Genomic DNA, 26,445 nt, shown 5'->3' with positions numbered 1-26,445 from the left:
TCCTTGGCTCTCTCGTCGGCTCTCTCAGATGTTGACGCCGAAGTCCATCGCGATGCCGGCCAGACCCGAGGCGTACCCCTGTCCGACGGCCCGGAACTTCCACTCGGCACCGTTGCGATAGAGCTCGCCGAACACCATCGCCGTCTCGGTGGAGGCGTCCTCGGTGAGGTCGTACCGGGCGAGCTCGGAGTTGTCGGCCTGGTTGACCACGCGGATGAACGCGTTGCGCACCTGGCCGAAGTTCTGGCTGCGGGTGTCGGCGTCATAGATCGACACCGCGAACGCGACGCGCTCGGCCTGCGGCGGCATGACGCCGAAGTTGACCTTGATCTGCTCGTCGTCGCCCTCGCCCGCGCCGGTGGTGTTGTCGCCGGTGTGCTCGACACCGCCCTCGGGCGTGCGCAGGTTGTTGAAGAACACGAAGTGCTGGTCCGAGACGATCTTGCCGCCGGCGTCCAGGATCAGCGCGGACGCGTCGAGGTCGAAGTCGGTGCCGGTGGTGGTGCGCAGGTCCCAGCCGAGACCCACGGTCACCGCGGTCAGCCCCGGGGCCTGCTTGGTGAGGGAGACGTTGCCGCCCTTGCTGAGACTGACACCCACAGTGCCTCCAAGATCGCTTGCCGCACGACGGCGCCGCGTGGCGCCTCGCAATAAAGACGCTGGAAGTGATGCTATCCGTTCCCACAAGACCGATCAGACCTGTAGACATCGGTCACATCCGCAGAGAGTCGGCCACATCCGCCGGAGAAAGGGCAATCGACCGGCCCGTAGAGGTGAACTCGGCGGGCGGCCTGAGCGAGACTAGAGCGAGCACGATGGACGAGGAGGCAGCGTTGCGGGGACCGGGCGATCAGCGCCGCCGTGGCCGGGGGGCCGGGCGCGAGGCGGAGGCCCGCGCCGCGGCCGTCGAGGCCAAGCAGGACGCCGCCGCGGCCTTCTACGACATGGACCAGGCCCAAAAGTACCTGGACGGCCGGGTCACCGTCCTGACCGACCTCGACCAGGCCGCCGGTGCCGCCGCCCGCAGGGATCTCGACCGCCTGAACGGCTCCGCCGACGCCGCGTCCATCGGTTACATCGACGTCGTCGACGCCCATGACCTCGACTCCGCCGACCGTTCGGTCCCCGAGTACGACGCCGCGCGCCGCGCCTTCCTGGCCGTCGGCGGCCGGCTGCGCAAGATCACAGGTGATCTCGACCACTTCGCCGAGCGGCTGGCGCCGCAGATGGCGCGGCTGGAGACGGCGCTCGACCGGCTGCCGCCCCGGCTGGCCGCCGCCCGCGAGGCCGTGGCCGCCGCCGACGCGGCCATCGCCGCCGCCCAGAAGGCGGGAATGGACGCCTCTGAGCCGGAGGCCGAGCTCGCCAAGGCCAAGGAGGGCCTGACGGTGCTCGGCTCCCAGGGGCTCGGCGGGCTCGGACTGTCCGGCGCGATGGACAAGGCCGACGAGGTGGCCCGGATCGCCGCCGGCGCGCGGGAGGCGGCCGAGGAGCTGCCGCTCCTGGGCGAGAAGGTGCGCAACTCGCTGGCGTCGGTCCGTACGCGCGTGGACGTGGTGGCCGGACGCGTCGAGCCGGTGCGCCAAGCCATGAAAAAGCTGCTCGTCGGTTACTCGCAGGCCTGCTGGCAAGACCTCAAGGGCGCGCCCGAGGCGATCGACGGCGGTGTGACGCGCGCCCGCGAACGGCTCAACGAGGCGTCCGCGCTCCTGTCGCGCAACGAGTGGAAGCAGGCGCAGCAGGCCCTGACCGCCGCCCGTACCGAGCTGAACGCGGCCGACCGCAGGGCCGGCCAGGTCACCGGGCGGGTGACGGAGCTGGACGCCGTCCGCACCGACCCGGCGGCGCCCGCCGAGGCGGCCCGGTTCGTCGTGCGCGACGCCCAGAAGCTCGCGATCGCCCAGCCGGGCGGGCCCGCGCCGCGGCACGCGCGAGTGCTGGACGGCCTCGTCGAACGGCTCGAAGCGGCGCCCAAGCGGCTCACGGGCGCCCATCCCGACTACTGGGCGTACCTCCAGGAGCTGGAGGCCATCAAGACCGCCGCCGGTGACGTCGTGGCCCGCATCCGCGCCGAACGCGCCACGGGCGGCTGACCCCGCCTCTAGGTGAACCCTCTAGGTGAACCCTCTAGGTGAACAGGGTCTCGCCCCAGTAACCGCCCTGCTTGACGCCAGGCGGGCAGGCGTAGATGCCGGAGCCCACGTGCTGGATGTACTCGTTCAGGGCGTCGGTCGCCAGGGACGTCTGGACGGGGATGAAGCCGGTCCGGGGATCCCGCTGGAAGGCGATGAAGAACAGGCCGGCGTCCAGGCGGCCGAGGCCGTCGCTGCCGTCGGTGAACGAGTAGCCCCGGCGGAGGATGCGGACGCCCTTGTTGGTCTGCGGGTGTGCCAGCAGGACATGGGCGTCGGGCTTCATCTTGGCGAGGATGACCTTCTCGCGTTCCTTGGTGCGGCCGATCGGCGCGCCCTCCAGCTTGTCCCGGCCGATGATCTCCTCCTGCTCGCGCAGCGAGGTGCGGTCCCAGGTCTCGATGTGCATCCGGATCCGGCGGGCCACCAGGTAGGAGCCGCCGGCCATCCAGGCGGCGCCGTCCGCCGCCGTCGCCCAGACGTGCTTGCCGAGCAGGGCGGTGTCGGTGCCGGCGATGTTCTCGGTGCCGTCCTTGAAGCCCATGAGGTTGCGCGGGGTCTGCGCGTCCGGTGTGGTGGAGGAGGTCTTGCCGAACCCGAGCTGCGACCACCGCACGGACACCACGCCGAAGCCGATGCGCGCCAGGTTGCGGATCGCGTGCACGGCGACCTGCGGGTCGTCGGCGCACGCCTGCACGGCGATGTCGCCGCCGCTGCGGTCGGGGTCGAGCTTGTCGCCCGGGAAGTGCGGCAGATCGACCAGGGCCGCGGGCCGCTTGGCCTTGATGCCGAAGCGATCCTTGCCGTCCTTCTCGAACAGGGTCGGCCCGAACCCGATGGTGAGCGTGAGCCGCGAGGCGGGCAGGCCGAGCGCCTCGCCGGTGTCGTCCGGCGGCGCGACGGCGACCTTGCTGACCGCGCCCTCGCCGACCGCGTGCCCCTGCGTCATGGCCGCCGCCGCGGCGGTCCAGTCCTTGAGGAGCTGGACGACCTTGGCGCGGTCATCGGTGATGACGTCGAACGCGGCGAAGTGGAGCCGGTCCTGGACGGGGGTGGCGATCCCGGCCTGGTTGGCGCCGTGGAAGGGAATGGCGGCGACGGTGGCCGGCTCGTTCTCGGTGGAGGCGGCCGCCATCCGGTCGAGCCCCGCCCCGGCGGCGGCCCCGGCGAGCAGGCTCGCGCCGGAGAACCCCAGCATCCGGCGCCGGGACAGTCTCTCCCGCGATTCCGCTTCGTTCGGCTGGGCGTCTGTCGTCTTGGCATCTGTCACTTGGCCACCACTCCCCCAAGCTTGGACAGCGGCTCGCCCAGCGCGTTGACGGCGTCGGCGAGCTCCTTACGGTCGGCCTTGCCGACCGTGTCGTACGAGACGTAGCCGTCGCCCTTCTCGTACTTCTTCAGCAGCTTCTGCACCGCGGCGAAGTTGTCGTCCAGGGACTTGGCCAGCGTGGCGTCCTTCTCCTGGACGACCGGCTTGAGCAGCTCGTAGATCTTCTGGGCGCCGTCGACGTTGGCCCGGAAGTCGACCAGGTCGGTGTGGCTGAAGGCCTCCTCCTCGCCGGTGACCTTGCCGGTGGCGACCTCGTCCAGGAGTTCCTTGGCGCCGGCGGCCATGTCGTTGACCGGGTCGATGGTGAGGCCGGGCAGGCGCGACTTCAGGAGGGCGAGGTCCTTGAGGAGCTGGTCGCCGTACCGGCCCTTGCCCTTGACCGAGTCGTCCTTCCAGAGCGCCTTCTCCAGGACGTGCCAGCCGGACCAGTCCTTGCGCTCGGCCGCGGTCAGGTCGGCCTCGCGGGCGTCCACCTTGGGGTCGATGTCACCGAACTTCTCGGCGACCGGCTCGATGGTCTCCCAGCCGACGCGGGACGGCGCGTACAGCGACTTGGCCTTGGCGACGTCGTTCGCCTTGACCGCCGCCACGAACTCGTTGGTCTTGGCGATGGTGGCGTCGAGCCGCTCGATGACGAACGCCTTGTAGTCGGCGGCGGCCTTGGTGAGCCGCGCGTCGGCGCCGCCGCCCCCGGCCGCGCCGGTCACGGTGACCTGCTGGGACGGGCCCTTGCCTGTCTGGCCCGCGCTGCACAGCGCCGTGTAGGTGCCGGCGGGCAGGTTGACCACGAAGTCGACCGTGGTGCCGGGGCCGATGTTCTCCCGCTCGGAGAGGATCTTGCCGTCCGGCTTGATCAGCTCGAACTCGTTGACCTTGCCGCCCTTGTTGGTGATCTTGAACGTGAGCTTGCCCGCGGCCAGCTCCTTCTTGGCGACCTCACAGGACGAGTCGGTCGCGGTCACCGCGATGGAGTCCCCGGAGCCGGCGTCCGCCTTGTCGTCACCGCCGCACGCCGTGAGAACGGACATCGACAGGGCGGTGACGCCCGCGAAAGCGAGCGCGTGGGCAGGACGCATCAAGGTCTCCAGTGGCAAGGACTCGGTAAGGCTCGCCTAAATTAGCTAATGCTAACCTCAGTTAGTCAAGCCGGACGTCCTGCCGACACCGGTGACCCCCGCCACTCCCACCTGGGAAGATCAAGAGCGGTCCGCGGGGGCGCGGTCAGCGGGGGCGGTCGTGCAGACCGATGGTCAGATTGCGCGCCGCCATGGGCGGGCCGCCCGGCTGCGGGTCCGGGTACGGCTTGCCGCCCTGGCCGGCCTGCTGCGGCATGGTGCCGGACTGCGGCTGGGCCGCGGCGGCCTTCGCCGGCTCGGCCCACACGGCGGTGCCGTACGCGCAGACCTCATGGCCTCCCCCGGCCAGCTGCGCGGTGTCGAAGCACATCCCCACCACGGCGTTGGCGCCCTTGCGATGAGCCTCTTGGGCGAGCCGGTCGACGGCCTCCCGGCGGGTCGCCGCCAGGCCTGCGCCCGGCTGCTCGCCCGTCACGCGGAACGTCGCACTGCTCGACGACTGCCCCACCGGCCGGCTCTGATCGGTCTGGACGGCCACCCCGAGGACCTCGCCGAGCACGGAACGGATGTCGTACCCCGCCAGCCCGTCTGTCGTCACGATCAGCATGCTTCAACGGTAATGGAACTACGTCGGAAATGTGACGTCAGAACCCTTCCGCTACTTCTTCCACCGCGCTGACCCCGGAACCGGGCTTGGACTCCCACTCCCACGTCTCGTCCAGCCGAAGCCGTCCGTCGGGCAGGACCGAGATGGCGGACGCGCAATGCCCGTTGTTGGTCTCGCCTTCCGCGTTGAGCTGGCTGTAGCGGAAGTCGAGCATGTCGCCCGTACGGGTGCCGACGAGATGGCCGCGCCGGATCGCGCCTCCCGCGTACTCGGCCCAGATCTCGCCGTCGCTCTCGTGGTAGGTGAAGAGCGTCTCGGGCACGATCTCGCCCCCGGCCACGTCGGCGACGGCACGGAACCGCCGTCCGTCGATCGAGGGGGCCTTCCGGGTCGCGTGCGCGGAGTCAGCGGTCATGGCCGGCAGCCTATGCGAGCCGCGCGCCCGCCGGATCATGGCCCCTGCCTGTTCATGGCCGACCGGAAACAGCTCTCCGCCGTGATCACACGACCGGGGTGGCGATCGGGCGATCACGGCGGAGAGCCGTGTCAGTCCGGACTTCGGACGTCCGGACTTGGTGTCAGTCCAGATATTCTCGGAGCATCTGCGCGCGGGACGGGTGACGCAGCTTGGCCAGGGTCTTGGATTCGATCTGGCGGATGCGTTCCCGTGTCACGCCGAACTCGCGGCCGACCTCTTCGAGAGTCCGCGGATGGCCGTCGGTCAGGCCGAAGCGCAGCTGGATGATGCGCTGCTCCCGATCGGACAACGTCCCCAGGATGTCCTCGAGCTGATCCTGAAGCAGGATGAACGCCGCGGCCTCGATCGGCACGACGGCGTCCGCGTCCTCGATGAAGTCACCCAGGTCGGAGTCTTCCTCTCCGATGGGCGACTGCAGGGACACCGGCTCTTGGGCTATCCGCTGGATCTCCACGACCCGGACGGGCGACAGGCCCATCTCCAGGCCGATCTCCTCGGGCGCGGGTTCCCGGCCGAGGTCCTGGTGGAGCTGGCGCTGCACCCGGACCAGCTTGTTGATGGTCTCCACCATGTGCACCGGAATGCGGATCGTCCGGGCCTGGTCGGCGATCGCTCTCGTGATCGCCTGGCGGATCCACCAGGTGGCGTACGTCGAGAACTTGAATCCCTTTGTGTAGTCGAATTTCTCGACCGCGCGGATGAGTCCGAGATTTCCCTCCTGGATGAGGTCGAGGAAGAGCATTCCCCGGCCCACGTACCGTTTGGCGATCGACACCACCAGGCGCAGGTTGGCCTCGATCAGGCGTTGCTTCGCCCGCACTCCGTCGCGGGCGAGCAGTTCGAGGTCGAGTTGTTCCATCCGGGAGAGGATGGCGGTGTGCGCCAGCTTCTCCTCGGCGAACAGCCCCGCCTCGATCGATTTCGCTAGTTCGACTTCATCTTCTGCCGTGAGAAGCGGTACGCGACCGATTTCTCTCAGGTAAATCCTGACCAGGTCGCTCGTCGGCGCCCGCTTGCCGAGGTCTCCCTCATCCGCTCGCGTGACGTCCTCGGTCTCCTGTTGAGACTCGAGAACCTCTACCCCCTGCTCTGCGAGCATCCGGACGACTCGTTCCAGTGAATCGTCCGGCAAGTCGGAGCGATCGAGTGCAGCAGCGACATCATCGACGGTCACACCGCCGCGTTCTCTGCCACGTGCGACTAGGTCTGCCACCTGATCAACCGATGGCGCCTCGCTAGGCAGCACCGAAGGGCCCACGGGGACAGTCTGCGTCAATCGGACCCTAGATCACGAGACCCATTTTGCGGTCTCTTGACTTACTGTGACCCAAGCCCGCGCTCGCGCAACTCCCGTCTCTGCTGCTCAAGCGCGACAAGATCACCGAAGAGCCTGTTGTATTCGTCACCCTGCTCGACCGGATTCAGCCGTCCGAGTTTAGATTTCACGTCGGCGATCATGCGGGTGAGCTGGCGTTCCTGGATCCGGGCGAGCAGCTCGATGGCATAACGGTCATCCGATTCCTGTGCGGACCGTGTCGGCTCCACCGCGAGCTGCGTGATCAGGCCTCTGAGCTGCTCGTTCGGCGCGTGCTCGTGCAGCAGCGCGACCCATTCGGCCGCCCCTGCCACCACAGCGACCCCACCAGCCGCAGCGATGACCTCCCGGACGGCGGCGTGCGGCGGCGCGATGAACGCCTCGGCCGGCACCCCGTCGAAGACCGGTCCGAGCAGCGCGGGCCGCTGCACCGCGATCTTCAGAAGCTCCCGCTCACGCTGCACCTCGGGATCGTTCGGGTCGTAGGCGGGCCGCTCGGCCGTCGCGCCCGCGCCCCCGGGGCCGGCGTCCCCGCCGGGCCGCCCGTTGCGCTTGCCGTGCTCGCGTGCCGCCAGCTCGCGGACCCGCCGCAGCACGAACTGCTCGTCCATGATGCCGAGCCACCGGTCGAGGCTGACCGCGTACATCTGCCGCAGCGCCCGGTCTTTGATCTTGGCGACCACCGGCGCCGCCGCGTCGAGCGCGGCCAGCCGCCCCTCGGCGGTGTCGAGGTTGTGCTGGGAGATCGCGCTGCGCACGGCGAACTCGAAGAGCGGCTGCCGGGAGGCCACCAGATCCCTCACGGCCGCGTCGCCATGACGGATGCGCAGGTCACAGGGGTCGAGCCCGTCCGGCTGCACGGTCACGAACGTCTGCGTCACGAACTTCTGCTCGTCGGCGAACGCCCGCAGCGCCGCCTTCTGCCCGGCCGAGTCGCCGTCGAAGGTGAAGATCACCTCGCCCCGGAACTCGTCCTGGTCCATCAGCAGCCGGCGGAGGATCTTGATGTGGTCGTCCCCGAACGAGGTGCCGCAGGTGGCGATGGCGGTCGGGATCCCGCTCAGATGGCACGCCATGACGTCGGTGTAGCCCTCGACGACCACGGCCTGCCGCCGCCGCGCGATCTCCTTCTTGGCCAGGTCGGCGCCGTACAGCACCGAGCTCTTGTGGAAGATCGGCGACTCCGGCGTGTTGAGGTACTTCGGGCCGTCGTCGTCCTCGTAGAGCTTGCGCGCGCCGAACCCGATCACGTCACCGCTCAGGTCACGGATCGGCCACATCAGCCGGCCGCGGAAGCGGTCCATCGGCCCGCGCCGGCCCTCCTTGGCCAGCCCGCCCGCGATCAGCTCCTTGTCGGCGAAGCCCCGCCCGCGCAGGTGCCGGACCAGCCCCTCCCACTCCCGGGGTGCGAACCCCACCCCGAAGTGCGCCGCGTCCGAGGCCTCGAACCCCCGCTCCGACAGGAACTTGCGCCCGATGATCGCCTCGGCGCCGTTGAGCTGCTCGGTATAGAACTCGGCGGCGGCCTTGTGCGCCTCGACCAGCCGGGCCCGCTGCCCGCCGTCCTGCCGGGGCGTGAAGCCGCCCTCCTCGTACCGCAGCTGGATGCCGGCCTTGGCCGCCAGCCGCTCCACCGCCTCGGAGAACGGCAGGTGATCCATCTCCTGAACGAACTTGATGACGTCGCCGCCGACGCCGCATCCGAAGCAGAAGTAGAGATTGCGGGCGGGCGTCACGTTGAACGACGGCGACTTCTCGTCGTGGAACGGGCACAGGCCCTTGAGGTTGCCCCCGCCCGCACTCCGCAACTGCAGGTACTCGCCGATGACCTCGGCGATGGGTGATCGCTCCCGTACGAGCGCGATGTCCTCATTACGAATCCGGCCTGCCACGGCGGCGAGTCTAATCTCGCCCCACGACATCCGGCGCATCACGCCGGAACACGTACCCCCCGCTCACCGCCCGTGTCCGGCGCCGAAAGGGTTCGATGTCGGTGGCCGGGGCTAGCGTGAGGGGATGACGTCGATCGTTTGGGTCAAGCCCGAAGGCGCCGAGCTGGCCGAGATCGAGCTCCGGGAGGGCCGGTTGCGGGCCACGGGGTCGGCCATCGGCGGTGATCCGCTGCCCTACCGGCTGGAGTACGAGCTGACCACGGGCGAGCGATGGATCACCGCCCGGCTGCTGGTCGAGACGTCCGGCGACGGCTGGCGGCGATCGCTGGAGCTGATCAACCGGCCGGAGGGCGAGTGGACCGTCACCGCCAAGGCGGAGGGGCACGTGGAGCTGCCGCCGCCCGGCGGAGACGCCGCGGCCCTGACCGGCGCCCTGGACTGCGACCTCGGGCTGTCGCCGCTGACCAACACGATGCCGGTGCTCAGGGGCGGCTATCTGGAGGGCGGCGAGGGCACGCATCTGATGGCGTGGGTGTCGGTGCCCGATCTCGTGGTGACGCCGGCCCGGCAGACGTATCGGCACGTCCGCCGGGGCGTCGTCAACTACGCGGATGAGGGGTTCACCGAGGACATCGTCTTCGGCGCGGACGGGCTCGTGGAGGACTACCCGTCGATCGGGCGCAGGGTCAGACCCTGATCCGTCAGACCCTGAAGCGGTCGAAGAGGCGGTACATGAACTCGGTGCCCTGCTGCAGCGCGGCCACGGAGATGCGTTCGTCGTTGCCGTGCATGCCGATGAGCTGGTCGTTGTCCAGGACGTACGGGTAGACGCCGTAGCCGGGAACGCCCCGGGAGGTCCACGGCGCCAGGCTCGTGCCCGCTTCGAAGAGGGCCGGGGCGAAGGCGGCCTGGGGGTAGGTCTTGCCCGCGGCGTCCTTGATGGCGGCGAAAAGGGGGCTGTCGATGGAGGACGGGGGCTTGGCGAACGTCTCGTCCAGCCGCTTGAGAGCGGCCTCCTCGGTCTCGCCGGCGTTGCCGATCAGCTTGACCCGCACGTCGCGGTCGGCGAGCTTCCGGCGGACCTGGGCGAGGAAGTCGCGGGGACGCTGGCCGCCGGGCACGCCCCGGCAGTTGACGCGGACGGTCGCCGACGACGGGATGACGTTCTCCTTGTAACCCGCGTCCTCGATCACGAAGGCGTGGGTCGTGCGGAGGAGGGCGCGGTGCAGCCAGGGGTAGGAGCTGCGCTTGACGACCAGGGCCGCGGCCCGTTCGCGCGAAGCAGCGGACTTGGCGTTCAGGAGCAGCTGGATGGCACGCTTGAAAGGACGGTCGTCGGTGGCGCGGGCCAGGGCCGCGAAGTACTCGCGGGTGACCGGGGTCAGCGTCACCGGGGCCAGCCAGCCGTCGAGCTCGGCGACCGCGCGGGCGAGCTTGGCGATGGCCGAGTCGGGGTTGGGCTTCGAGCTGTGCGTCGCGGTGCCGTCGGCGACCAGGTCGAGGTTGAAGTAGACCTTGTCCTGGCGGGTGACGGTGATGAACATCGGGGTCGTGCGGTCCTTCTGGGCCAGGAACCAGCCGCCCTCGGTGAGCACCATGCCCGCGTCGATCTTGTTCCAGTGGTTCTCGGCGAGCCAGCGCGAGCCGTACTGGCCGGCCTCCTCGTCGCAGTCGGTGAGAACGATGATGTCGCGGTCGAAGCGGCCCTTCTCGTTGATGTGGCGGAGCAGGGCCGTGATGAACGCGGCGTTGGCGCCCTTCATGTCCAGCGCGCCGCGGCCGTAGATCTCACCGTCCTTGACGACGCCCGCGAACGGGTCGACGGTCCATTTCGAACGTTCCACCGGGACGACGTCGGAGTGGCCGAGGAGCAGCAGGGGCGGAGCGCCGGTGGTGCCGCGGACGCGGGCGACCAGGTGGACGTTGTCCTTCTTGGGCGTCGGAATGATCTCCGCGCTGACGTCGGCCGCGTCCCACATCGCCTTGAGCATCTCGGCGTGCGGGCGGGTGACGCCGCCCTCGCCGAAGTTCTGCGTGTCGAACGCGAGCATCTTCTTCAGCAGGGTGAGCGGATCGAGGTCGGCGGGAGCGATGGCCGGTGCGGTGCGGGCGATGGCGGACCCGCCGCCGATGGCGAGGCCGCCCGCGATGAGGGCGGCCCCGGCACCGGTGCGGCCGAGGAACGCGCGGCGGGTGAGTGCGGCCGAAGTCGGAGAGGTCGGGGGGAGCTCTGACATGGATCTCCTTTGAGGCCGGCTGCCTACGGGCAGTCGTTGATCTGCTACAAGACACTGATCGCTCGTGCCCCGGTTTGTCGAGACCCCGCGGCCGGCGACCTCGCGAGAAGTCGATCTATGACGGGCGTGTTTCGGACGACACAGGGTTGTGAAATGGCTGTTAAAGCCCCGGCCCGGCCGTTCCGCCGCCGCTCGTACCGCGGTTAGCGTGCGAGTGTGCTGATCACTCCACACGAGCAGGAACGGCTGCTGATCCACGTCGCCGCGCAGGTGGCCCGGGACCGGCGGGCACGCGGGCTGCGGCTCAACCATCCCGAGGCGACCGCCATCATCGCGGTGCACATCATGGAGGGCGCCCGCGACGGGCGTACCGTGGCCGAGCTCATGGAGTCGGGCCGCGCCGTGCTCTCGCGGGACGACGTCATAGAGGGCATCCCGGAGATGCTCGACTCGGTCCAGATGGAGGCGACCTTCCCCGACGGCACCAAGCTCGTCACCGTGCACAGGCCGATCCCATGAGCGGGATCGTTCCGGGTGAGATCGTTCCCGGTCCCGAGCCCGTCGAGCTCAACCCCGGCCGCCCGCGCGTCGCCGTCACCGTGGTCAACACCGGCGACCGGCCCGTACAGGTCGGCTCGCACTACCACTTCGCCGTGGCCAACCCGGCCCTCGACTTCGACCGGGAGGCCGCCTGGGGCCGCCGTCTCGACGTGCCCGCCGGCACGGCGGTGCGGTTCGAGCCCGGCATGACCCGCGAGGTCTCCCTCGTGCCCCTGGCCGGGCATCGCGTCGTCCCCGGCCTGCGCCTGGAGAGGACGGGCCCCCTCGATGACTGATCCCTCGACGCCCCGGCCCACGGCGCTGTCCCGGGCCCGCTACGCCGAGCTCTACGGCCCGACCGCCGGTGACCGCGTGCGGCTCGCCGACACCGATCTGCTGATCGAGGTGACCGAGGACCGCAGCCGCGGCCCGGCGGGCGCGGGCGACGAGGCGGTGTTCGGCGGCGGCAAGGTGATCCGCGAGTCGATGGGCCAGGCCCGCACGACGCGTGCCGAAGGCGCGCTCGACCTGGTCGTCACCGGCGCGGTCGTCCTCGATCACTGGGGCGTCGTCAAGGCGGACGTCGGGATCCGGGACGGCCGGATCGTGGCGCTCGGCAAGGCGGGCAACCCCGACACGATGGACGGGGTCCATCCCGATCTCGTCATCGGCCCGTCCACCGAGGTCCTCGCCGGGAACGGCAAGATCCTCACCGCGGGCGCGGTCGATTCCCACGTCCACCTGATCTGCCCGCAACTGCTCGAAGAGGCCCTCGGCGCGGGCGTCACCACGCTCGTCGGCGGCGGCACCGGACCCGCCGAAGGCACCAAGGCCACGACCGTGACCGGCGCCTGGTACCTGCACCGCATGCTGGAGGCGCTCGACGCCTGGCCGGTGAACGTGGCGCTGCTCGGCAAGGGCAACACGGTCGGCGAGGAGGCGCTCTGGGAGCAGCTCCGCGCCGGGGCCTCCGGTTTCAAGCTGCACGAGGACTGGGGCACGACGCCCGCCGCGATCGACGCGTGCCTGCGCGTCTGCGAGGAGTCGGGGGTCCAGGCCGCGCTGCACTCCGACACCCTGAACGAGGCCGGGTACGTCGAGTCGACCCTCGCCGCCATCGGCGGGCGGGGCATCCACGCGTACCACACCGAGGGCGCGGGCGGCGGGCACGCTCCGGACATCATCACCGTCGCCGCGCGGCCGAACGTGCTCCCGTCCTCCACCAATCCGACGCGCCCGCACACCGTCAACACGCTCGACGAGCACCTCGACATGCTGATGGTCTGCCATCACCTCAACCCGTCGGTGCCCGAGGACCTGGCGTTCGCCGAGTCGCGGATCCGCCCGACGACGATGGCGGCCGAGGACATCCTGCACGACCTCGGCGCCATCTCGATGATCGGCTCGGACTCCCAGGCCATGGGCCGCATCGGCGAGACCGTCATCCGCACCTGGCAGACCGCGCACGCCATGAAGAAGCGCCGCGGCGTCCTTCCCGGCGACGGCGCGGCCGACAACCTGCGGGCCCGCCGCTACGTCGCCAAGTACACGATCAACCCGGCGATCGCGCACGGTCTCGACGACCAGGTCGGCTCCGTCGAGCCCGGCAAGCTGGCCGACCTCGTCCTGTGGGATCCGGCGTTCTTCGGCGTGCGTCCGCGGGTGGTGCTCAAGGGCGGCGTGATCGCCTGGGCCGCCATGGGCGACGCCAACGCCTCGATCCCGACGCCGCAACCCGTGCTCCCCCGCCCGATGTTCGGCGCCGTGCCCGCCGTCGCCGCCATGGCCTCCGTCCACTTCGTGTCGCAGGCCGCGCTGGACGCCGGGCTGGGCTCGCAGATCGGCGTACGCCGCGCCCTCGTCCCCATCAAGAACACACGCCGCCTCACCAAGGCGGACATGCCTCTGAACGACGCGCTGCCCCGCATCGAGGTCGACCCTGACACGTTCACCGTCTCCATCGACGGCGACGAGGTGGAGCCTGCCCCAGCCACTGAGCTTCCTATGGCCCAGCGCTACTTCCTCTTCTGATGAAGGCGACGTTGCTGCTGCTGGCGGACTCCCGGCTCCCCGCCGGGGGCCACGCGCATTCGGGCGGGCTGGAGCCCGCCGTCACGGCCGGCGCGGTCGAGGACGTCGCCGGGCTGGCCGATTTCCTGCGCGGACGGCTCGCGACGACCGGCCTCGTCGCCGCCGCGCTGGCAGCGGCGGCCTGCGCGCATGCGCTCATCGACGGCCGCTCCTGGGAACGGCTGGACGCCGAGGCCGATGCCCGGACGCCGTCACCGGCTCAACGCCACGCGTCCCGCGCCCAGGGCCGCTCCCTGCTCCGGGCCGCCCGGACGACCTGGCCGCATCCCGCCCTCGACACGCTCGCCACGGCCGTCCGCGAGCCGCACCACCCGATCGTGCAGGGCGCGGCGGCCGCGGCGGGCGGCGGGACGCCGCTCGACGCGGCCACCATCACGGCCCACGGCACGATCACCGGGCCCGCTTCCGCCGCCGTACGGCTGCTCGGCCTCGATCCGCTGGCCGTGCACCGGACGCTGGCCGAGCTCGCCGCCGACGTGGACGCGATCGCCGCCGAGGCCACCGGCGCGAGCGACGGTTGGGCGGCGCTTCCGGCCCCGTCCGCGCCCGTCCTCGATCTCTACGCGGAACTCCACCTGCGCGCTGACCTGCGCAATTTCGAATCCTGACGACCGACCCAGGAGGTGCCCGATGGGAGCCGACCACGCTCACGACCCGCACGACGCCGCGCCCGCGCACGGCCGCGCCCTCCGCCTGGGCATCGGCGGCCCGGTCGGCAGCGGCAAGACGGCCCTGACCGCCGCGCTGTGCCGCACGCTGCGCGGCGAGCTGGAGATCGCCGTCGTGACCAACGACATCTACACCACCGAGGACGCCGACTTCCTGCGGCGCGACGCGGTGCTGCCGGACGACCGGATCACGGCCGTCCGGACGGGATGCTGCCCGCACACCGCCATCCGCGACGACATCTCCGCCAACCTGGACGCGGTCGAGGCGTTGGAGGAGCGCCACCCCGGCCTGGACCTCATCATCGTGGAGAGCGGCGGCGACAATCTGACGGCGCTCTTCAGCAAGGGCCTGGCCGACCGGCAGATCTTCGTGCTGGACGTGGCGGGCGGCGACGACGTGCCGCGCAAGGGCGGCCTGGGCGTGGCGGCGGCCGATCTGCTGGTCATCAACAAGACCGATCTGGCCCCGCTGGTCGGCAGCGACCTGGACATGATGGCTCGCGACTCGGCGCGGGTCCGCGACGGCAGGCCCGTCGCGTTCACGTCCCTGCGCGAGCGGCCCGCCGCCTCCGAGGTGGCGGACTGGGTGCGGTCCGTCCTGCGCGAGGCCCGGCGTGAAGGCCGGCACCACGGCCGCACGGCCGTCTCGTGACCCGTGGCTACGTGGCCCGCGCCGCCGCGTCCGCCGAGCGCGACACGGGCGGCCGGACACGGCTGACCAGGCTCCGCTCCGACGGCCCGCTCGCGCTGCGCGAGACCGCCGAGGCGCTCTACCTGGTCGGTGCCGCCGCCGGCCCGCTGGGCGGCGACGACTTCGCGCTCGCCCTGGAGATCGGGCCGGGCGCGCGCCTGGCGGTCAGGTCCGTCGCCACCACGCTCGCCCTGCCCGGCAAGGGCGAGTCCCGGATGGCCGTCAGGGCCAGGGTCTCGGCAGGCGGCCATCTCGACTTCGCGCCGGAGCCGACCGTCGCGGCGGCCGGTTGCCACCATCGCTCGGCGGCCGCCATCGAGCTCGCCGAGGGAGCCACCCTGCGCTGGTACGAGGAGCTGATCCTCGGGCGTCATCTGGAGCTTCCCGGCAAGCACACCAGCCGCTTCGACGTGACCCTCGGCGGTGTCCCGATCCTCCGCCACGAGCTGCGCCTCGACGACCCGGCGGTCTTCGGCAGCCGTGCCGTGATCGGCGACGCCAAGGCCGTCGGCAGCGTTCTCCTCGTCGCCCCGGGCCTGTCCCGCGAGCCGTACGCCGCCGCCTCGGACGGCTTGGCCGTCCTTCCGCTCGCCGGCCCCGGCGTCCTCATCACGGCCGTGGCAGGCAACTCCGCGACGCTGCGCCACCGCCTCGCTCAGGGCGAGGAACTGGCCGGATCCGGAACGAGCCGGAACGCGATGAACGCGGGGGCCTCCTCCAGCTCGGCGTAGTCCTCCGGGTAGCGCGTGGCCATCTCCTCGTCCGGCCGAGGTTCCACGAGCTCGTCGACGAGGAACCCCGCCGCCCGGAACTCCCCGAAGATCGCCGTCAGCGGCCGCCGCCAGACCCGGACGGGCCAGTCGTTCTCCGAGCTCAGCGACACCTCGACCGCGCCGGTCGTGAAGTACGAGCCGCCGAACTCCCGCCAGTCCGAGACCGGATGGTGGGTCGAGATCACGACCGCCCCGCCCGGCCGCAGCACTCGCCGGAATTCCCGCAGCATCCCCACCCGGTCGTCCACGTAGTGCAGCGCCAGCGCGAGGACGACGAGATCGACCGAGCCGTCGCCCAGCCAGTGCAGCGGCTCGGCGAGATCGTGCACGCGCAGGTCCCCGTCCGCGCCGAGCCGTTCCCGCGCGAGCCCCACCAGCGTCGGGCTCTGGTCGAACGCGATGACCCGGGCCCCTCGCCGCCGCAGCTCCGCCGCGTACAGCCCCGGCCCGCACGCCGCGTCCAGCACGGTGAGCCCGCTCACGTCGCCCGCCAGCCCCAGCACGGCGGGCCGGTCGTAGAGGGCGTTGTGGGCGCTGTCCGCCGCGTGGTCGGCATACTCGGCGGCGAACGGTTCGTAAATGGGTCTGTCAGGCATCCTCCGACTCTCCCACGAGAGATCAACATTGAAACCCCAGGCGAACATGCATGAAACGCCCCCTGGACAAACCGGCACGTGCACGATGGGATCAGCAGGTTGTCATCCCCGTCACATCACAGGGGGACCCCGATGACGGACGTTGTGCTCGACGGCGTGAACAAGATCTATCCCGGTGGCCAGCACGCGGTGCACGACCTCCGCCTGCGCATCGAGGACGGTGAGCTGTTCGTCCTGCTGGGCCCGTCCGGCTGTGGCAAGTCCACGGTGCTGCGCATGATCGCCGGCCTGGAGGAGATCACCTCGGGCGACCTCTGGCTCGGCGGCTCCGTGGCCAACGGCCTGTCCCCCCGCGACCGCAACGTGGCCATGGTCTTCCAGGACGGTGCGCTCTACCCGCACCGCAGCGTGCGCGGCAACATGATGTTCCCGCTGGAGATCACCAAGGACGATCCCGAGACCGCCCGCGGCAAGGTCCGCGAGCTCGCCCGCGCCCTGGGCCTCGACAGTATGCTCGACCGGCTCCCGCGCACCCTGTCCGGCGGCCAGCGCCAGCGCGTCGCCATGGGCCGCGCCCTGATCCGCGAGCCGTCCCTCTTCCTCATGGACGAGCCGCTGTCCAGCCTCGACGCCGGCCTGCGCGCCGAACTCCGCGTCGAGATCGCCGCCCTCGTCCGCGCGACCGGCGCGACCACGGTGTACGTGACGCACGACCAGGTCGAGGCCATGACGATGGCCGACCGCATCGCCGTCCTCCGCGAAGGCGTCCTGGAGGACGTGGGCACCCCCGAGCAGATCTACCACGACCCCGCCACGGTCTTCGTCGCCGCGTTCCTCAGCTCACCCCCCATCAACCTCCTGCGCGCTACGGCCTGGGCCGTCCAAGACCAGGGCGTGGTCCTGGACCTGGGCCCGCAGCGCCTCACGCTTCCCTGGAACGACCCCCGCGCGACGGCCCTGATCAGCCATCACGGCGCCCCCGTCACCATCGGCGTCCGCGGCGACGCCCTCACCCAGGCGACCGGCGAGCCCACCGGCCAGGAGCTCGTCGGCCAGGTACGGACCCTCGAATTCCACGGCCACGAATGGCTGGCCTACGCCGAGGCGGGCATCCCCTCCGTCGACCCCGCCGAGTTCACCCAGCGCCCCGTCCAGCCTCCCGCGCCGGTCCAGCCGTCCCGGATCCGCGCCCTCTTCGGCCGCCCCGCGCCCGCCCCCGAGCCGGAGCCCGAACGCACCGGCCATCACCGGCGCACCGACCTCATCTTCCGCATCACCACCGGCCCGCGTCCCAGCCGCGGCGACGACGTCCGCCTGGCCGTCGCCCTCGACCGCCTGCTGGTCTTCGACAACGCGGGCCGTCGCATCGACCCCATCTCCCGCTGACCCGCAACGGCTCCGGACGGCTCATCCAGCACACCTGCCCGGTTTCCGATGGCGGCGACGCCGGCGACCTAGGCGAGGTCCCGGTAGAAGCCGATCTTCCACTGGATGTGCTCCTGCTGGGTCTTCAGCACGGCGATCTGCTCCTCGACGCGCCGGTCGTGGGCCTCCAGCAGCTCGACCCGTTCCTTGAAGGTCTCCTCGCCGCCCCGCAGCAGCTCCGAGAACCGCAACATCTCCGCGATGGGCATGCCGGTCTCGCGCAGGCAGCGCAGCATGTGCAGCCAGGCGAGATCGTCGTCGGTGAACACCCGCCGCCCGGCCGCGTTGCGCGCGATGTCCGACAGGAGGCCGATCTTCTCGTAGTAGCGGAGGGTGTCGATGCTGAAGCCGCTCTTCTCGGCGGTCTCGCCCGGGGAGTAGAAGCTCACGTACCCCAGCATTCCACCTGGAGCGCACTCCAGGTCAATCGGCGGAGATCTGACCGGGGCCGGGGCGGCCCCCGGCCCCGGTCAGCTGCGGGGGCTAGCGGCGGGAGACGCGCCGGACGTGCCACCCGCCGTCGATGGGCTTGACGATCATCCGGGTGAAGCCGCGGCTGGTGACCTTGTCGCGGCAGTTGTCGTAGACGGTGACGCGCTTCCAGTTGGCCTGCTTGGTCTTCACCTGGTAGCGGATCTTGAGGTACTTCTTCTTCGGGATGCTGAACGACGCGGTCTCGGTCGCCTCCAGCGACGCCGAGAACTCCAGGTTCACGTCGACCTTGGCCTCGAAGTCGGCCTCGATGATCTTCTTGATCTTCGCGCTGGCCGAGCCGCCCGCGCTGACGCTGATGCTGCCCTTCGCGGTCGCGCCCGCCTTGATCGAGACGCGGGCCTTGCCGGGGCCGGGACCGCTCGTGTAGATCTTGCCGATGCCGACCCACGCGGTCTTGGTGCCGGTGAAGACGGTCTTCTGGCGCAGCGGCTTGCACGCGAACGCCTTGGCCGTCCCGGCCGACGCCGTGGCGGTCGCGGCGGCGGGCGCGGCCGACGCCGTGCCGACGGCCGAGGCCCCGGTCAGGGCCAGGCCCGTTCCCAGCACGCCTGTCACGGCCAGGGTGGACACTTTTCGCATAGGGGATTCTCGCCTCTCCGAGAGGGGATCACGTTCCGTGGACGAACGCTACGAACCGTTGATCATTTCCCTCTAGGGCCCCGGGGCCCTAGAGGGGACCCCGAAACCGGAATGCTCCAGGGACGCTTGACCTGGAGTGCACTCCAGGAAGCAGAGTGGACACCATGCGCATCGGACTTCAGATTCCCAGTTTCACCTTCTCCGGAGGCCCGGAACGGATCGGCCCGGAGTTCGGCCGGATCGCCCGCGAGGCCGATCAGGGCGGGCTGCACTCGCTCTGGGTGATGGACCACTTCTTCCAGATCTCGGTCGTCGGCCCCGCCGAGGAGCCGATGCTGGAGGGCTACTCCGCCCTGGCGTACGCGGCCGGGATCACCGAGCGGATCACGCTCGGCACCATGGTCACCGGGGTCACCTACCGGCACCCGAGCGTCCTGGTGAAGACCGTGACGACGCTGGACGTGCTGTCGGGCGGCCGGGCCTGGATGGGCGTCGGCGCCGCGTGGAACGACGAGGAGTCGCGCGGGCTCGGCATCCCGTTCCCGCCGACGGCCGAGCGCTTCGAACGGCTGGAGGAGACCCTGCGGATCGCCAAGCAGATGTGGGCGGGCGACGAGAAGCCGTTCGAAGGCGGGCACTACCAGCTGGAACGCCCGCTCAACTCGCCCCAGTCGATCCGCCGCCCGCACCCGCCGATCCTGATCGGGGGGACGGGAGAGAAGAAGACGCTGCGGTTCGTGGCGAAGTACGCCGACGCCTGCAACATCTTCGACTCCGACGAGCTGCCCCACAAGCTCGACGTGCTGCGCGAGCACTGCGAGCGCGAGGGGCGCGACTACGCCGAGATCGAGAAGACCTCGCTGACGTTCATGGCGGACGGCAAGCCCTCCGTCGACCAGGCCGTCGACACGATCGGCCGCCTCGCCGAGCGGGGCGTCGACCACGTGATCTTCTCGCAGGGCACCGGCCAGGACCTCGCCGGCACGCTGGCGCAGGCCCTGACCCAGGCCGAGAAGATCACCCCCGCCGGTCGCTGAGCGGACGGAGCCGGGCGGCCGGATTCGCCGGTCGCCCTGTTCCGCGCGTCGCGATGACGAGAGATCACATATTGGCGCTCTGGAAGACGTACTGGCCGATCAGGCTGAGCGCGCCCAGGATGATGAAGACCATGAGCAGCACCCGCCCGTTCGAGCCGAGCAGCAGCGGCCGTGTCGGCGACACCCGCGGCTCGACGAGGCCCTCGTCGCCGAACAGCCGCTTGGGGTAGGCCGACGTCAGCAGCATCGAGTACGCGTTGTAGCGCACCGAGTAGCGCTGGACCGCCGCGGTCGCGTCGAAGAGCGCCGGCGGCGCGTGCCCGCTGATCAGCACCGCCAGCCAGATGACGAACGACGCGGCCGCCCAGCCGGAGGCGACGACCTGGGCGACGATGGCCGCCGGGATGACGAGGATGAACCGGAAGAACACCGCGATCCGGTTGAGCGGTCCCGGCCGCACCTCGATCCGCACCGGGTAGTCCGGCGCGTTCATGGCGAACGGCGGGTAGTCGTCCAGCAGCAGGTAGCCGTAGGACGTCACCCGCGTCCACCAGGCGAGATAGCCCTCCAGGAACCGCGCGATCCCGTCCGGGAGGCGGCCCAGGAACAGCGCCGCGACCCAGCCGGCGATCGACACGAAAAAGGCCGCGATGCTCAGGAAGATCAGCACGATCACGTGCGGGATCACCATGATGATCCGCAGTGCCACCGTCCAGCGCGCCTGTTCGGCGGGGCCGTCGATGTCCAGCTCGGGCAGGAACTCGGTGCCGCCCGCGGTGGGGGCGGAGGCTGTCGCCATGGCGGTCTCCCTGTGATCCTGAAGAAGGGTGCCGGGAGCGTACATCCGTGCACACGGGGTCACGAACGGCCGCGTCCGGCAGCGGTCAGCGCGCGTCCGCTTCCGGCCTCCGCCCGTTCGCCGGGGGGCTCCAGCAGAATCGGATCATGCGTTCCTTCCGCCATCCCGGCACCGTCCTGACCGATCACCGGTTCGCCGTCCCGCTCGACCACGCCGATCCCGGCGGGCCGCGGATCGAGGTGTTCGCGCGCGAGGTGGCCGCCGCGGGCAAGGCGGACCGGACGGACCTGCCCTGGCTGCTGTTCCTGCAGGGCGGCCCGGGCAACGGCTCGCCCCGCCCGGTCGGCCGCGAGAGCTGGCTCGACCGCGCGCTCGACGACTACCGCGTGCTCCTGCTCGACCAGCGCGGCACGGGCCGGTCGACACCCGCCCACCGGCGGTCGCTGGCCCGGATCGGCGACGCCGCGGCGCAGGCCCGGTATCTGGCCTGCTTTCGCGCCGACTCGATCGTGCTGGACGCCGAGCTGATCCGGCGGGAGCTGATCGGCAACGCGCCGTGGAGCGTGCTGGGGCAGAGCTTCGGCGGTTTCTGCGCCACCACGTACCTGTCGTTCGCGCCGGAAGGGCTCCGGGAGGTGTTCATCACCGGGGGGCTGCCCGGCCTGGACGCCACGGCCGACGACGTGTACCGCGCCACCTATCCGCGGGTGGCCGTCAAGAACCGCGAGTACTTCGAGCGCTATCCCGGCGACGTGGAGCACGTGGCGCGGATCGCCGATCACCTGCGCGACCACGACGAGCGGCTGCCGGGCGGCGGGCGGCTGACCGTCGAGGCGTTCCAGTCCCTCGGGCTGATGCTCGGCGCCGGGTCCGGTGGCCACCGGCTGCACTACCTGCTGGAGGACGCGTTCGACGACACCGCCGGCGCCGGCGGGCCGGAGCTCACCGACACGTTCCTCGCCCAGGTCGAACGCCATCTGAGCTTTACCACGGCACCGCTCTACGCGCTCCTGCACGAGGCGGTCTACGCGCAGGGAGAGGGCTCCGCGACACGCTGGGCCGCCGAGCGCGTCCGCGCCGAGTTCCCCGAGTTCGGCCCCGGCGAGCGGCCGCTGCTGTTCACCGGCGAGATGATCTATCCCTGGATGTTCGAGAACGATCCGTCACTGCGGCCGCTGCGCGAGACGGCCGACCTGCTCGCCGAGCGCGGCTCGTGGCCCGTGCTGTACGACGCGGCCCGGCTGCGCGGCAACGACGTCCCGGTCGCGGCCGCCGTCTACCACGACGACATGTACGTCGACCACGGCCTGTCGATGGAGACGGCGGGGACGATCCGCGGGCTGCGCGCCTGGGTGACCAGCGAGTACGAGCACGACGGCCTGCGGGCCGGCGGCCGCCACGTACCGGACCGCCTGATCTCCATGATCCGCGGCACCGCCTGAGCGCTCACCGGCGGGCCGCGCGGCCGACCGCCGGGATCACTCCTCCATCAGGTCCTTCATGCGGTTGATCTCGGCCAGCTGGGTGGATTGGACGTCGCGCGCCATCTCCTGCACGACCACGTCGGTGCCCTTGTACAGCACGTCCTTGACCATCGTCAGCGCGCCCTGGTGATGGGTGATCATCAGCTGCAGGTAGAGCTTGTCGAACGCGGCGCCCTTCGCCTCCCGCAGCTGCGCCATCTGCGCCGGCGTGGCCATGCCCGCCATGCCCGCGTGCGAGGCCTGCGGGCTCTGCTTGCCGCCGTGGCCGCCGTGCCCACCGCCGCCGCTCGTGGTGGGCTTGCCGACCTTCTTCAGCCATGACTGCATGACCGAGATCTCGCCCGCCTGGCCCTTGTCGATGCGGTCGGCCAGCGCCTTCACCTTGGCGCTGGACGCCTGCCCGGGCGCCAGCACCGACATCTCCACCGCCTGCTGGTGGTGCGGGATCATCATCTGGACGAACCGGACCTCCGCGTCCGCGGGCGGCGTGGCCGGCGACGGCCCGAGGACGGCGGTCTTGTTGGGCTCGCCAGGGCGCCCGGGCTGCAGCACCGTCGCCTTCGGCGCGGCATCCGGCCCCTTGTCGTCGCCTCCGGAACATCCCGCCAGGCCACAGGCGGCCAACGCCGCCGTCACCGCCACCACCGCGATCCGGCGTCTCATCACCGCTCCTCCATGCTGCTCCCGGTAGCCGGACCGTATCCGCTCCAGGCCGCACCGCAAAAGGGAACTAGATCTCGAGATGCTCACAGATGCACACGGGCCTGGTCAAAACACCCTGCTAGCACCCATACTGCCGATGATCAATGACATATCAACGGGGGCAGTACGCGAAGGAGTCAGGGTGGCGCCAGTCCTCAAACACAGGACCCGACGCAGAACAGTGATCGGCGGCATCGCGGCCTGCGTGGTCGCGGTCTCGACCGCGTTCGTCGCTCCCGCGGCCTCGGCCTCGGGCGACATCCCGCCCCGGGACCAGATCGCCAAGAGCTCGAACATGCACCATCTGGCGAACATCCCCAAGCAGGGACCGATGGCCTCGGAGACGGCCTACGGCTCCGACTGGGCGTTCAAGGGCAAGTACGCCTTCGGCGGCAACTACGAGGGCTTCACGGTCTACGACATCAGCAGGCCGGCCAGGCCCAAGGTCGTCACGGTCGTGCACTGCCCGGGTTCCCAGAACGACGTCTCGCTCGCCGGGAACCTGCTGTTCCTGTCCACCGACTCGTCGCGCAGCGACGACTCGTGCCAGAGCACGCCCAAGCCCGCGACGGAGAAGTCCGCGTGGGAGGGCATCAAGATCTTCGACATCAGCGACCCGGCGGCGCCGAAGTACGTCAAGGCCGTCGAGACCAAGTGCGGCTCGCACACCAACACGATGGTCCCGGGCAAGCGCGGCACCGCGTACATCTACGTGTCGTCGTACTCCCCGGACGCGACCTACCCGGACTGCAAGCCGCCGCACGACCTGATCTCGATCATCAAGGTGCCGCTGAAGAACCCCGCGGCCGCCGCCCTGGTGGCCGAGCCGGTGCTCTTCCCGGACGGCGGCAACCCCGGTGACAACCTGCCCTACCCCGAGGGCACCCGGGCGACCAGCGGCTGCCACGACCTCACCGCGTACCCGGACAAGGACATCATGGCCGGGGCCTGCATGGGCGACGGCGTGCTGTTCGACATCTCCGACCCGCTGAAGCCGCGCACGATCCACAGCGTGCGCGACGACACGAACTTCGCGTTCTGGCACTCGGCGACCTTCAACAACAAGGCCAGCAAGGTCGTCTTCACCGACGAGCTCGGCGGTGGCTCGGCCGCCACGTGCAACGCCACGATCGGCCAGCTCAAGGGCGCCAACGCGATCTACGACATCGTCGGCAAGGGCAAGAAGCGCAAGCTGGAGTTCCGCAGCTACTACAAGATCCCGCGCGCCAACGCCGACACCGAGAACTGCGTCGCCCACAACGGCTCGCTGATCCCGGTGAGGGGCAAGGACATCATGGTGCAGGCCTGGTACCAGGGCGGCATCTCGGTGTGGGACTTCACCAACTCGCGCAAGCCGAAGGAGATCGGCTTCTTCGAGCGCGGCCCGCTGTACGACGACAAGCTCGTCCTCGGCGGCTCGTGGTCGGCGTACTACTACAACGGCTTCATCTACTCGAACGACATCCAGAAGGGCCTGGACGTCATCGACATCAGGGACAGGCGTACCGACAAGGGCAAGCGCGTGTGGCTCCCCGAGCTGAACGCGCAGACCCAGCCGGACTACTTCGACTGATCCTGACGTCCGGCACGACGCGTCACCTGTGAAGGGCCTCCGGCGGTGAGACCGCCGGAGGCCCTTCCGCGTCACCGGGTCAGGCGGGCCGCGCCCAGCGTCAAGCAGGTCAGGCGGGTCAGACGGGTCAGACGGGTTCAGACGGCCGCCGGGGTGAAGACCCACTTGCGGTACGACCAGTAGCGGAACGCCGAGCCGAGGCCGAGGCCGGCCAGCAGCGCGATGTTGTAGGAGATCCCGCCGGTCAGGCCCAGCGTGTAGAAGGTGAAGCCGGTGATCAGCACCTGGATCGACATCCCGATGCCGTTCAGCCCGAAGAAGATCACGACCTCGCGGCCGGAACCGTCGCTGTCGCGCTCCCGGAACGTCCAGAAACGGTTGGCGAGGTAGGAGACCAGGGTCGACGCGACAGTGGGCACGACCACGCTGGTGACCGGGCTGCCGCCCAGCCAGTGCCGGAGCAGGTTGGCGCCGCCGATGGTGATCACCGTGCCGACGAACCCCACGAACCCGAAGCTCAGCAGCTCACGAAGGAACGTGCGGTGTGTGGTGGCGGTCACGACCGTTTTGCTTGGCCTTGACCGCTGCATGGTGCTCACTCGCCCAGACCTTACCTGAGCGCTATATATGTACTGGCCACAGAGGCCAAATTGAGATCAACGTCGCGTCAGACCTCGGTGAGGGCGATCTTGGCGTCGGCGAGGCGGTCCCGGTCGACCGGGCGCCCGGCGCGGATCAGCGCCTGGATGTCGTCGGTCACGTCCCAGACGTTGACGTTCATGCCGGCCACGACCTTGCCGCCCGCGAGCCAGAAGGCGATGAACTCCAGCTCGTCGAGATCGCCGCGGAAGACCACCTCGTCGTACTCGCCCGGCGAGAACGCCCCGGCCATCTCCATGCCCAGCTCGTACTGGTCGCTGAAGAAGTACGGGATCTTGTCGTAGGAGACCTCCTGGCCCAGCATCGAGCGGGCCGCGGCCGGACCGCCGTCCAGGGCGTTCGCCCAGTGCTCCACCCGGATCCGCCTGCCGAGCAGCGGGTGGTAGGCCGCCGCGACGTCGCCCGCCGCGAAGATGTCGGGGTCGGACGTGCGCAGCGCCTCGTCGACGACGATGCCGTTGGACACCTCCAGCCCGGCCTCCTCCGCCAGCGCCGTGTTGGGCCGCACGCCGATGCCCACGATCACCACGTCCGCCGGGATCTCGGCACCGCCCGAGGTGACCACGGCCGACACCTGACCGGCGCCCCAGAAACCGGCGACGCCCTGGTCCAGCCGCAGATCGACCCCGTGCTTGCGATGCAGCCCCGCGAAGATCTCACCGACCTCCGGGCCCAGGACGCGGTGCAGCGGGGCCGACTCGGGCTCGATCACCGTCACGTCGTTGCGGTACGTCCTGGCGGCCGCGGCCGTCTCCAGGCCGATCCAGCCCGCCCCGGCCACCACGACACGGCGCCCGCCGTGCGCGATGGCCTCCCGCAGCTTCGCCGAGTCGCCCATCGACCGCAGGTAGTGGATGCCCTCCAGCTTCGAGCCGGGGACGTCGAGCTGGCGCGGCGAGGCCCCGGTGGTCAGCAGCAGGCGGTCATAGCCGATCGGCTCCCCGCCGGCGGGCCACACCTGTTTCGCGGCCCGGTCGATGCGGGCGGCGGCCATGCCGAGCCGCAGCTCGACGTCGTGCTTGTCATACCAGTCGGCCGGATGGACGTGCGCCTTCTCCCGGGCCTCCTGGCCGAGCAGGAAGCCCTTGGACAGGGGAGGCCGCTCGTAGGGACGCTCGATCTCCTCCCCCATGAGCACGATCCGCCCCGCGAAGCCCTCCTCCCGCAGGGTCTCCGCCGCCTTGGCTCCGGCCAGGCTCGCGCCGACGATGACGAACGTCTCCTCGGGCATGGCGACCTCCAGTCGCTGGGCACCGCGTCGTGCT

General features: G+C 70.5%; 27 protein-coding genes. 12 read left to right on the top strand and 15 right to left on the bottom strand.

The features are described 5' to 3' along the window. Positions 1-24: 24 nt before the first annotated feature. Entirely contained in the window at positions 25-600 is a 576-nt protein-coding gene (locus ACGFNU_RS11200; protein ID WP_392592390.1) for a TerD family protein, read from the bottom strand. 215 nt (positions 601-815) lie between these two features. Here ACGFNU_RS11200 and ACGFNU_RS11195 point away from each other — a divergent pair, with 215 nt between their 5' ends. Beyond that, positions 816-2,093, top strand: coding sequence for a molecular chaperone DnaJ (locus ACGFNU_RS11195; RefSeq protein WP_392592388.1), 1,278 nt, complete (start codon positions 816-818; stop codon positions 2,091-2,093). 34 nt (positions 2,094-2,127) lie between these two features. Here the strand turns inward: ACGFNU_RS11195 and efeB are convergent, their stop codons facing one another. The 6 genes from efeB to dnaG all read right to left on the bottom strand — a co-directional run bounded on the left by efeB (position 2,128) and on the right by dnaG (position 8,830). Beyond that, positions 2,128-3,402, bottom strand: a complete 1,275-nt coding sequence (gene efeB / locus ACGFNU_RS11190) for an iron uptake transporter deferrochelatase/peroxidase subunit (RefSeq protein ID WP_392592385.1) — start codon at positions 3,400-3,402, stop codon at positions 2,128-2,130. Beyond that, positions 3,399-4,538 (bottom strand): iron uptake system protein EfeO, encoded by a 1,140-nt coding sequence (gene efeO, locus ACGFNU_RS11185; protein ID WP_392592383.1) that lies wholly within the window; start codon positions 4,536-4,538, stop codon positions 3,399-3,401. Before efeO ends, efeB begins: the two co-directional genes overlap by 4 nt. Positions 4,539-4,683: 145 nt before the next feature. Next, a complete protein-coding gene (locus ACGFNU_RS11180; RefSeq protein ID WP_392592381.1) occupies positions 4,684-5,145 on the bottom strand; it encodes a YbjQ family protein in 462 nt (153 codons plus the stop codon). A gap of 37 nt (positions 5,146-5,182) precedes the next feature. Next, a complete protein-coding gene (locus tag ACGFNU_RS11175; protein ID WP_392592379.1) occupies positions 5,183-5,560 on the bottom strand; it encodes a hypothetical protein in 378 nt (125 codons plus the stop codon). Positions 5,561-5,723: 163 nt separating this feature from the next. Then, the gene (gene rpoD, locus ACGFNU_RS11170; protein WP_392593501.1) at positions 5,724-6,869 is read right to left on the bottom strand and encodes an RNA polymerase sigma factor RpoD; all 1,146 of its coding nucleotides are present in this window, start codon (positions 6,867-6,869) and stop codon (positions 5,724-5,726) included. Between the two features lie 71 nt (positions 6,870-6,940). Continuing rightward, entirely contained in the window at positions 6,941-8,830 is a 1,890-nt protein-coding gene (gene dnaG / locus ACGFNU_RS11165; protein WP_392592377.1) for a DNA primase, read from the bottom strand. 124 nt (positions 8,831-8,954) lie between these two features. On the opposite strand from dnaG, the gene ACGFNU_RS11160 reads away from it, so the two are divergent. Beyond that, positions 8,955-9,527, top strand: a complete 573-nt coding sequence (locus ACGFNU_RS11160) for a putative glycolipid-binding domain-containing protein (protein ID WP_392592375.1) — start codon at positions 8,955-8,957, stop codon at positions 9,525-9,527. 4 nt (positions 9,528-9,531) lie between these two features. Here ACGFNU_RS11160 and ACGFNU_RS11155 read toward each other — a convergent pair whose 3' ends face one another. Then, on the bottom strand, positions 9,532-11,067 hold the full coding sequence (locus ACGFNU_RS11155; protein ID WP_392592373.1) for a M20/M25/M40 family metallo-hydrolase: 1,536 nt from the start codon (positions 11,065-11,067) through the stop codon (positions 9,532-9,534). 216 nt (positions 11,068-11,283) lie between these two features. Here ACGFNU_RS11155 and ACGFNU_RS11150 point away from each other — a divergent pair, with 216 nt between their 5' ends. From ACGFNU_RS11150 to ACGFNU_RS11125, 6 genes are read left to right on the top strand one after another with little or no spacing between them, the layout of a single operon-like run. Further along, positions 11,284-11,586, top strand: a complete 303-nt coding sequence (locus ACGFNU_RS11150; RefSeq protein WP_392592371.1) for an urease subunit gamma — start codon at positions 11,284-11,286, stop codon at positions 11,584-11,586. Positions 11,587-11,591: 5 nt separating this feature from the next. Continuing rightward, a complete protein-coding gene (locus ACGFNU_RS11145; protein ID WP_392593499.1) occupies positions 11,592-11,903 on the top strand; it encodes an urease subunit beta in 312 nt (103 codons plus the stop codon). Further along, positions 11,896-13,638, top strand: coding sequence for an urease subunit alpha (locus tag ACGFNU_RS11140; RefSeq protein ID WP_392592369.1), 1,743 nt, complete (start codon positions 11,896-11,898; stop codon positions 13,636-13,638). The genes ACGFNU_RS11145 and ACGFNU_RS11140 overlap by 8 nt, the downstream gene beginning before the upstream one ends. Next, positions 13,638-14,306 (top strand): urease accessory protein UreF, encoded by a 669-nt coding sequence (locus ACGFNU_RS11135; RefSeq protein ID WP_392592367.1) that lies wholly within the window; start codon positions 13,638-13,640, stop codon positions 14,304-14,306. Before ACGFNU_RS11140 ends, ACGFNU_RS11135 begins: the two co-directional genes overlap by 1 nt. Positions 14,307-14,328: 22 nt before the next feature. Next, positions 14,329-15,018 carry an urease accessory protein UreG gene (gene ureG / locus ACGFNU_RS11130; RefSeq protein WP_392592365.1) on the top strand — a complete coding sequence of 230 codons (690 nt, stop codon included), beginning with the start codon at positions 14,329-14,331 and terminating at the stop codon, positions 15,016-15,018. Beyond that, positions 15,015-15,788, top strand: a complete 774-nt coding sequence (locus ACGFNU_RS11125) for an urease accessory protein UreD (RefSeq protein ID WP_392592363.1) — start codon at positions 15,015-15,017, stop codon at positions 15,786-15,788. The genes ureG and ACGFNU_RS11125 overlap by 4 nt, the downstream gene beginning before the upstream one ends. On the opposite strand, the gene ACGFNU_RS11120 is transcribed toward ACGFNU_RS11125, so the two are convergent. After that, a complete protein-coding gene (locus ACGFNU_RS11120) occupies positions 15,713-16,426 on the bottom strand; it encodes a class I SAM-dependent methyltransferase (protein ID WP_392592361.1) in 714 nt (237 codons plus the stop codon). The genes ACGFNU_RS11125 and ACGFNU_RS11120 overlap by 76 nt on opposite strands. 132 nt (positions 16,427-16,558) lie before the next feature. On the opposite strand from ACGFNU_RS11120, the gene ACGFNU_RS11115 reads away from it, so the two are divergent. Next, positions 16,559-17,812: an ABC transporter ATP-binding protein gene (locus ACGFNU_RS11115; RefSeq protein WP_392592359.1), complete on the top strand. Its 1,254-nt coding sequence runs from the start codon at positions 16,559-16,561 to the stop codon at positions 17,810-17,812. 68 nt (positions 17,813-17,880) lie between these two features. Here ACGFNU_RS11115 and ACGFNU_RS11110 read toward each other — a convergent pair whose 3' ends face one another. After that, entirely contained in the window at positions 17,881-18,240 is a 360-nt protein-coding gene (locus tag ACGFNU_RS11110) for a MerR family transcriptional regulator (protein ID WP_392592357.1), read from the bottom strand. Positions 18,241-18,334: 94 nt separating this feature from the next. Beyond that, entirely contained in the window at positions 18,335-18,925 is a 591-nt protein-coding gene (locus ACGFNU_RS11105) for a hypothetical protein (RefSeq protein WP_392592355.1), read from the bottom strand. Between the two features lie 164 nt (positions 18,926-19,089). Between ACGFNU_RS11105 and ACGFNU_RS11100 the strand changes: the two genes are divergently transcribed. Next, entirely contained in the window at positions 19,090-19,962 is an 873-nt protein-coding gene (locus ACGFNU_RS11100) for an LLM class F420-dependent oxidoreductase (protein WP_392592353.1), read from the top strand. Positions 19,963-20,026: 64 nt separating this feature from the next. Here ACGFNU_RS11100 and ACGFNU_RS11095 read toward each other — a convergent pair whose 3' ends face one another. Continuing rightward, the gene (locus ACGFNU_RS11095; RefSeq protein WP_392592351.1) at positions 20,027-20,761 is read right to left on the bottom strand and encodes a DUF4389 domain-containing protein; all 735 of its coding nucleotides are present in this window, start codon (positions 20,759-20,761) and stop codon (positions 20,027-20,029) included. Between the two features lie 146 nt (positions 20,762-20,907). Between ACGFNU_RS11095 and ACGFNU_RS11090 the strand changes: the two genes are divergently transcribed. Then, on the top strand, positions 20,908-22,203 hold the full coding sequence (locus tag ACGFNU_RS11090; protein ID WP_392592349.1) for an alpha/beta fold hydrolase: 1,296 nt from the start codon (positions 20,908-20,910) through the stop codon (positions 22,201-22,203). 36 nt (positions 22,204-22,239) lie between these two features. Here the strand turns inward: ACGFNU_RS11090 and ACGFNU_RS11085 are convergent, their stop codons facing one another. Then, the gene (locus tag ACGFNU_RS11085) at positions 22,240-22,908 is read right to left on the bottom strand and encodes a DUF305 domain-containing protein (RefSeq protein ID WP_392592347.1); all 669 of its coding nucleotides are present in this window, start codon (positions 22,906-22,908) and stop codon (positions 22,240-22,242) included. 181 nt (positions 22,909-23,089) lie between these two features. Here ACGFNU_RS11085 and ACGFNU_RS11080 point away from each other — a divergent pair, with 181 nt between their 5' ends. Then, entirely contained in the window at positions 23,090-24,520 is a 1,431-nt protein-coding gene (locus ACGFNU_RS11080) for an LVIVD repeat-containing protein (protein WP_392592345.1), read from the top strand. A gap of 137 nt (positions 24,521-24,657) precedes the next feature. On the opposite strand, the gene ACGFNU_RS11075 is transcribed toward ACGFNU_RS11080, so the two are convergent. Continuing rightward, positions 24,658-25,080, bottom strand: a complete 423-nt coding sequence (locus tag ACGFNU_RS11075) for a GtrA family protein (RefSeq protein ID WP_392592343.1) — start codon at positions 25,078-25,080, stop codon at positions 24,658-24,660. A 107-nt stretch (positions 25,081-25,187) separates the two neighbouring features. Continuing rightward, complete coding sequence (locus tag ACGFNU_RS11070; RefSeq protein ID WP_392592341.1) at positions 25,188-26,411, bottom strand: NAD(P)/FAD-dependent oxidoreductase; 1,224 nt, start codon at positions 26,409-26,411, stop codon at positions 25,188-25,190. Positions 26,412-26,445 lie beyond the last annotated feature (34 nt).

Source organism: Spirillospora sp. NPDC048911 (assembly GCF_043198015.1).
GTDB lineage: Bacteria > Actinomycetota > Actinomycetes > Streptosporangiales > Streptosporangiaceae > Spirillospora.
Note: the sequence above shows the minus strand (reverse complement) of the source record. Positions and strands in the feature narration are given on the sequence as shown.